The 7,185-nt window shown below is 65.3% G+C and carries 4 protein-coding genes; all 4 read left to right on the forward strand.

What is annotated here, in order from left to right; all coding sequences use genetic code 11:
* Positions 1-269 precede the first annotated feature (269 nt).
* The 4 genes from BRAS3843_RS18170 to BRAS3843_RS18185 all read left to right on the forward strand — a co-directional run bounded on the left by BRAS3843_RS18170 (position 270) and on the right by BRAS3843_RS18185 (position 6,899).
* Positions 270-605 (forward strand): HAD family acid phosphatase, encoded by a 336-nt coding sequence (locus BRAS3843_RS18170; RefSeq protein WP_008970447.1) that lies wholly within the window; start codon positions 270-272, stop codon positions 603-605.
* The gene (locus BRAS3843_RS18175) at positions 602-3,367 is read left to right on the forward strand and encodes a M1 family metallopeptidase (protein WP_008970448.1); all 2,766 of its coding nucleotides are present in this window, start codon (positions 602-604) and stop codon (positions 3,365-3,367) included. Before BRAS3843_RS18170 ends, BRAS3843_RS18175 begins: the two co-directional genes overlap by 4 nt.
* A gap of 70 nt (positions 3,368-3,437) precedes the next feature.
* The gene (locus BRAS3843_RS18180; RefSeq protein WP_008970449.1) at positions 3,438-4,313 is read left to right on the forward strand and encodes a dihydrodipicolinate synthase family protein; all 876 of its coding nucleotides are present in this window, start codon (positions 3,438-3,440) and stop codon (positions 4,311-4,313) included.
* A gap of 249 nt (positions 4,314-4,562) precedes the next feature.
* Positions 4,563-6,899, forward strand: a complete 2,337-nt coding sequence (locus tag BRAS3843_RS18185) for a xanthine dehydrogenase family protein molybdopterin-binding subunit (RefSeq protein WP_008970450.1) — start codon at positions 4,563-4,565, stop codon at positions 6,897-6,899.
* Positions 6,900-7,185: the final 286 nt, after the last annotated feature.

Genomic DNA, 7,185 nt, shown 5'->3' on the forward strand with positions numbered 1-7,185 from the left:
CGACGATAAGCACGATGGCAGGCATCATCAGGCAAGGCCTCTCGGCGCGAGAGGCATCGCCTACCCACATGGTGAATGGAAAGTTTGAAGCAGGTTCTAACGATTAGGGTTAATGCTCTCTTTCGTGAACATCTGTTGCAGCGAGGTCACGCCCGCGGCCACGATTTTCATGCTGATACGCCGTGGTCGGAACAGGCCGGTTGAGTTGTCGTAAAAATTTCAACTTGGGATCGTAGAGCGACTGGTTTCGGCGGTTGGGAGAGACGACCTTGGTCGCGCGATTGATCCTTGCCCTGGCGGTTTGCGCGGTCGCGGCGGGTGCGGCCCGCGCAGAAACCGCGGTCCCGGTTCGTGACGTCGATCCGCGGCTCGGCTGCAGCACGGCGGCGCCGCCCACGGCCAATTTTGCCGAGCCCGAGAACATCGATCTGCGTGATGCGTATTCACCGCCCGGCGTCGCCCACTACAAGACCAGCAAGCGCGTCGATATCGAGAGCCGTGGTTTCACCATCATTGCCAGTATCGGCGATCAGAAGAGCGACCTTGCGGGTGGTCACGCCGAAATGACTTTCAAGCTGCCCAATCCGTTCTACTTCATCCCATGAAACGGTATTCTCTCGAGATGATCACGGCGAGCGCGGACGACCATCATCCCCCGTCAGTCTGCAGCCGCCGGCCACGATCTGCGCCGGTCGCCGTGCTGCATGTGGCGACACTGATCCTGACGACGCTGATCCTGGCGACGCTGCTGCCGTTGCGGCTTGCGGCGGAGCCGCTGTTTGCCTTCGATGCAATGCCGGGCAAGCTGCCGAAGACGATCGTGCCGATCAGCTATCAGATCGAGCTCACGCCTGACCTCGCCCGGCTGACGACTGCAGGTCAGGAGACGGTCGAGCTGGAGCTCCGCGAGCCGACGGCGCGGATCATGCTCAATGCGGTCAACATCGTGATCGCAGAGGCGACCCTGGATGACGGCCCCGAGCGCGCGGTGGTCACGCCCGATACTGCGGCCGAAACGGTGGCCCTGGAATTTGCGCAAGTTCTCCCCGCGGGTCGTCACCGGCTGCATCTGCGCTTTCAGTCGCAGATCAATTCATTCGACCGTGGGCTGTTCTTCGTCGACTATCCGAGCGGGCAGGGCATGAGGCGGATGATCTCGAGCCAGCTCGAACCGGCCGATGCGCGGCGGATTTTTCCCTGCTGGGACGAGCCGGCGTTCAAGGCGAGCTTCGCCCTGACGGTGACCGTGCCGAACTCCTTCCTGGCGGTCTCCAATATGCCGGTCGCGAGCGAGGAGCCGGTCGCGCCGGACCTGAAGCGGGTCAGCTTCGCGCCGACGCCGAAGATGTCGACCTATCTGTTCGTGCTGAGCGCGGGCGAGCTGGAGCGGCTCACCGCCGATGCGAACGGCGTAACCGTCGGCGTCGTGACGACGGCAGGCAAGAGCGCGAAGGGGCGATTTGCGCTGGACGAAGCCGTCAGGCTGCTCGGCTATTACAACGACTATTTCGGCACGGCCTATCCGCTGCCCAAGCTCGACCTGATCGCGATCCCCGGCGGCTACGGCGGCGCCATGGAGAACTGGGGCGGCATCACCTTCTTCGAAAGCCGGCTGCTGTTCGATCCCGCTATCGATTCCGACGTGATGCGGCGGGACATTTTCAGCATCGTCGCCCATGAGATGGCGCATCAATGGTTCGGCGATCTCGTCACCATGGGGTGGTGGGACAATCTCTGGCTGAACGAGGGTTTCGCCAGCTGGATGCAGGAGAAGGCGGCGGTCCAGCTTCATCCGCAATGGAACACCTGGCTGAACGGCTATGGCCAGAAGCAGTTCGCGATGGGGCTCGATGCCCGTCGCACCTCGCACCCGATCCAGCAGCAGGTCGGCGATGAAAGCGAGGCGATGGTCGCCTTCGACGGCATTACCTACAGCAAAGGCCAGGCGCTGATCCGCATGATCGAGGCCTATCTCGGCGAGGAGCCGTTTCGAGCCGGCATCCGCGCCTATATGGCCGTGCACGCCAGCTCCAACACGACCACCGCCGATCTGTGGCAGGCGCTGGAGCAGGCGACCGGCAAGCCGGTCGCGGCAGTCGCCGCGCCCTTCACCGAGCAGGCCGGCGTCCCGCTGGTGCGCGCCGAGACCGACTGCCATGACGGCGTGCAGCAGCTTTCGCTGCGGCTCGACCGGTTTGCGATCATTCCGGCGCGCGGCTTCGCAGGACTCTCTGATGCGAAAAGCCTGCCGCCGGTCGCGTGGAAGCTGCCGGTCATGTTCGGACCGGCTGCCGCAGCCGCGGCGCCATCGGAGTGGCTCCTCGACGGCGCCGCCAGCATTGCCGCCGGCAGTTGCGCCACCCCGATCAAGGTCAATCGCGGCGACATCGGCTACTACCGGGTGGACTATGGTCCGCACGCCGGCGCGGCGCTGACCTCCGCGCTCGACCAGATGACGCCGGAAGACCGGCTCAACATGCTCAACGATGCCTGGGCGATGGTCGCCGCCGGCCGCGCCGACGCAGCCGCCTATCTCGGGCTGGTCGAGCGCCTCGCGCCTGATGACCGTCGCGCGATCTGGGACCAGGTCATTTCCAGCTTCGCGACGCTGGATCATCTGGCGCGCGGCGAGCCTGCGCGCGAAGCTTTGCGATCCTATGCGCGGACGCGGCTGCGCCCGGTATTCGACCGGCTCGGCTGGGACGGCACCGGCCATGGCGATGATGATGAGACGCCGCTGCGTGCGCGGCTGATCCGTGTGCTCGGCGATCTCGGCGATGCCGATATCCTCACCGAGGCTCGGGCGAGATTTGCCCGTTTTGCCGGCGATCCGCAGTCACTTGTGCCAGCGCTGCGCGACCCGGTCGTGCATCTCGTGGGGCTCACCGCCGACCAGGACAGCTATGAAACGTTGCTCAGGCTTGCCCGTGCGAGCACCGTGACCAGCGAGCGCGTGCGCTATTATCTGGCGGCGGCGAATGCGCGGGACCCGGCACTCGCTACGCGCACGCTCGGCCTGACGTTGACGGACGAGATGCCGGTGACCGTTGTCGGCCCCGTCTTCAGCACGGTCGCCTCCTCGGCCGAACAGCCGGGGCTCGTGTGGCGGTTCGTTCAGGACAAGTTCGACGCGCTCTCCGCCCGGCTTGGCCCCGGCTTTCGCGACCAGATGGTGCCGAACCTCATGACCAATTTTACCGATGAGGAGCATGCGCTGCAGCTCGCGCATTTCAAGCCGTCGCAGGCGACCGCCGGCGGCCGCATTTCCACCTCGCGCGCGCTGGAGACGATCGCGATCTCGGCCGATTTCAAGGCGCGGGCGCTGCCGGCCTGTGTCGCCTGGATCAGCGAGCACGGCGTGCGATAAAGCGCATCGCGCTTTCGCCGGCGCGCGGGATGAGCTAGCTGTTGCCGACGTCATGTCGAGAGCAGCCTGCATGTCCGATTTCCATGGTGTCTTTCCCTATCTCGTCTCGCCGATCGATGCCGACGGCAACATCCGCTCCGACGTGCTGGGGCGGCTCTGCGACGATCTGATCCATGCCGGCGTGCATGGGTTGACCCCGCTCGGCTCGACCGGCGAGTTCGCCTATCTCGACCGCGCCCAGCGGATGACGGTCGTGGAGGCCACCATCGAGGCGGCCAAGGGGCGCGTGCCGGTCGTGGCCGGCGTCGCCTCGACCGCGATTGCTGATGCGGTGGCGCAAGCCAAAGCCTATCAGGCGCGCGGTGCCGACGGCATCCTCGCGGTGCTGGAGGCCTATTTCCCGCTGAGCGATGCCGGTGTCGAGGCTTATTTCCGCGCGATCGCTGATGCGGTCGACATTCCCGTCGTCATCTACACCAACCCGCAATTCCAGCGCTCCGATCTGTCGCTCGACGTGATCGCCCGGCTCGCCGATCATCCGCGCATCGGCTACATCAAGGACGCCTCCACCAACACCGGCCGGCTGCTGTCGATCATCAATCGCTGCGGCGACGCGATCAAGGTGTTCGCGGCGTCCTCGCATATTCCGGCGGCAGTGATGCTGATCGGCGGTCACGGCTGGATGGCGGGGCCGGCCTGCATCATCCCGCGGCAGAGCGTCGAACTCTACAATCTCTGCCAGGCCGCGTGCTGGGACGATGCGCTCCAGTTGCAGCGGAAGCTGTGGCGTGTCAACGAGGCCTTCGCCAAATTCAATCTCGCCGCCTGCATCAAGGCGGGGCTTTCCATCCAGGGCTACGACGTCGGCGACCCCGTGCCGCCGCAGGCCGCGCTCACCGCCGAGCAGCGCAAGGTGGTGGAAGAGGTGTTGCACAGTCTGTGCTGACGTTTGTTCTCACCTTCGGCCTCGATCTCTCGGAGCGTCATTCCGGGGCGCGCGTAGCGCGAGCCCGGAATCCATACTCCCAGAAAGGCGTGCTGAAGCACGAAGCCAACGACCAGCACTTCTGTTCGTGGTTATGGATTCCGGGCCCGCGCTCTGCGAGCGCGTCCCGGAATGACGGGCGTGGTTGTTTCAGTCAGCAAATCCGCTAAAACGCGTTGCAATTGCATTTGATAGACCAAGGACTCACGAATGAACATTCTTCCCGGCAATATGCGGTTCGGTGCGGGGCAGCCCGTCAAGCGGTTGGAGGATCAGAGGCTGCTGACCGGGAAGGGGCAGTTCATCGATGACAAGCCGGAAGAGGGCGCGCTCTGGCTCTACGTGCTGCGCTCGCCGCACGCTCACGCGAAGATCGCCGCGATCGATGTGGCTGCGGCGCGCGAGATGCCCGGCGTCGAGGCGATCTATACCGGAGAGGATCTGATTGCCGACAATATCGGCATCATCCCGACATTGGCGATCTTCAAGCGGCCCGACGGCAAGCCGATGACGGTGCCGCCGCGGCGGCTGCTCGCCCATGACTTCGTGCGCTTCACCGGCGAGCCGGTGGCGGCGGTCGTTGCGACCTCGCGCGCCATTGCGCAAAGTGCGGCTGAGGCCATCAGCGTCGACTATAAGGTCCTGCCGGCCGTGGTCGATCCCGTCGAGGCGATCAAGCCGGGCGCGCCGGCGGTGTGGGCCGAGGCGCCTGACAACATCGTCGCCGCGATGAGCTATGGCGATGCCGCCAAGGTCGAGGAGGTCTTTGCCGGTGCTGCGCACAGGGTCTCGCTCGACGTCGTCAGCCAGCGCCTGATTCCATCTGCGATGGAGCCGCGCTCGACCATTGCCGAGATCGAGAAGAAGAGCGGCCGTTTGATCCTGCATGTGCAGTCGCAGACCCCGGCTTCGACCCGCGATGTGCTGGCCGACATCCTGAAGCGGCCGAAGGAGAACGTGCGCGTGCTGGTCGGCGATATCGGCGGCGGCTTCGGGCAGAAGACCAATCTCTATCCGGAGGACGGCATCGTCGCCTATGCCGCCACTAAGCTGAATCGCAAGATCCGCTGGCGCGCCGAGCGCACCGATGAATTCCTCGGCGGCACCCATGGCCGCGATCTCACCTCGACCGCCGAATTCGCGCTCGACGCCAAGGGCAGGGTGCTGGCCTATCGCGTGCGCTCGATCGGCGCCACCGGCGCCTACTCCTCGGGTACGGGCAACATCATTCCGCTGGTGCTCGGGCCCTTCGTGCAGACCGGCGTCTATGACCTGCCGCTGGTGCATTTCGAGGTCAAGACTGTCATGACGCACACGGCGCCGGTCGGCGCCTATCGCGGCGCGGGCCGGCCCGAGGCCGTGTTCATCGTCGAGCGGCTGTTCGATGCGGCCGCGCGGCAGATCGGGATAGATCCCCGCACCATCCGCAAGACCAACTACATCAAGCCGGCGCAGCTGCCTTACACCAACGCGGTCGGGCAGGTGTATGACTCCGGCGCCTTCGCGCACATGCTGGAGCGCGCGTCGAAGCTGGCCGACTGGGACGGCTTCAACGCGCGCAAGCGCGAGGCCAAGAAGCGCGGCATGCTCTATGGCCGCGGCCTGACCAGCTACATCGAATGGACCGGCGGCCGCGCCCATACCGAGAAGGTCAGCTTGCATGCGACCGCCGAGGGCCGCGTCGTCCTGCATTCCGGCACCATGGCGATGGGGCAGGGGCTGCAGACCACCTACACCCAGATGATCTCAGACACGCTCGGCATCCCGCTGGACAAGATCGACGTCGTGCAGGGCGATACCGACCTGGCCACCGGCTTTGGTAGCGTCGGCTCGCGCTCGCTGTTCGTCGGCGGCACCGCGGTCGCGGTCTCCTCCAACGACCTCATCACCAAGGCGCGCGAGAAGGCCTCCAACCTGCTTGAGACCGCGGTCGAAGATATCGAATATCGCGACGGGTTCCTGACCGTGGTCGGCACCGACCGCCGCATCAGCCTGTTCGATATCGCGCAGAAGGAGCAGGGCGCGAAGCTCTCCGTCGACAGCGAGGGCGAGGTGGACGGGCCGAGCTGGCCGAACGGCAGCCATATCTGCGAGGTCGAGATCGATCCGGAGACCGGCATCGTCAGCGTGGTGCGCTACACGACGGTCGACGACGTCGGTGTCGCCGTCAACCCGATGCTGGTGTCCGGGCAGATCCACGGCGGCGTCGCCCAGGGCATCGGCCAGGCGCTCTACGAGGGCGTCGCCTACGACGCCGACGGCCAACTCCTGACGGCGACCTATCAGGACTACTGCATCCCGCGCGCCGATGACGTGCCGGCGATCACGGTCACGCTCGACGATTCCGCGCCGTGCAAGACCAATCCGCTGGGCGCCAAGGGTTGCGGCGAGTCCGGTGCGATCGGCGGGCCGCCTTGCGTGACCAACGGCGTGATGGATGCGCTGTTCGAGCTCGGGATCACCAACCTGCAGACGCCGCTGACGCCGCAGAAGGTGTGGCAGGCGATCCGCGACGCTAAGCGAGCGAAGGCGCAGGCAGCGGTTTGAAGCTGATTTTTCAGGACATCGAGTGATTTCCGTCCTTGGAGGCGAGTTCTCCCCGCGATGGCAGTGCCCTCCCCTCCCCCTTGCGGGGAGGGGGCGGGGGTGGGGGTCCACGAGTCCTTCTCTTAATTGAGAGCTCGAGTCCCAGAGACGCCAGCGATCATTGTAATTCGAGCAACCGCAACCGAACGCATGCTTTGACCTGCGTGCGGCGGGAAGCGGCCGGATGTCCTATTCCGCCTTTCCTGGAATACTGAAAGCGCGCTCAACTAAGTTCAGCGCGCGTAGA

It is taken from the genome of Bradyrhizobium sp. STM 3843, from assembly GCF_000239815.1.
In the GTDB taxonomy this organism is placed as follows: Bacteria; Pseudomonadota; Alphaproteobacteria; order Rhizobiales; family Xanthobacteraceae; genus Bradyrhizobium.

Coding starts and splice junctions, on each gene's coding strand:
- BRAS3843_RS18175 (WP_008970448.1), top strand. CDS start 602: ATGAAACGGTATTCTCTCGAGATGATCACGGCGAGCGCGGACGACCAT.
- BRAS3843_RS18180 (WP_008970449.1), top strand. CDS start 3,438: ATGTCCGATTTCCATGGTGTCTTTCCCTATCTCGTCTCGCCGATCGAT.
- BRAS3843_RS18185 (WP_008970450.1), top strand. CDS start 4,563: ATGAACATTCTTCCCGGCAATATGCGGTTCGGTGCGGGGCAGCCCGTC.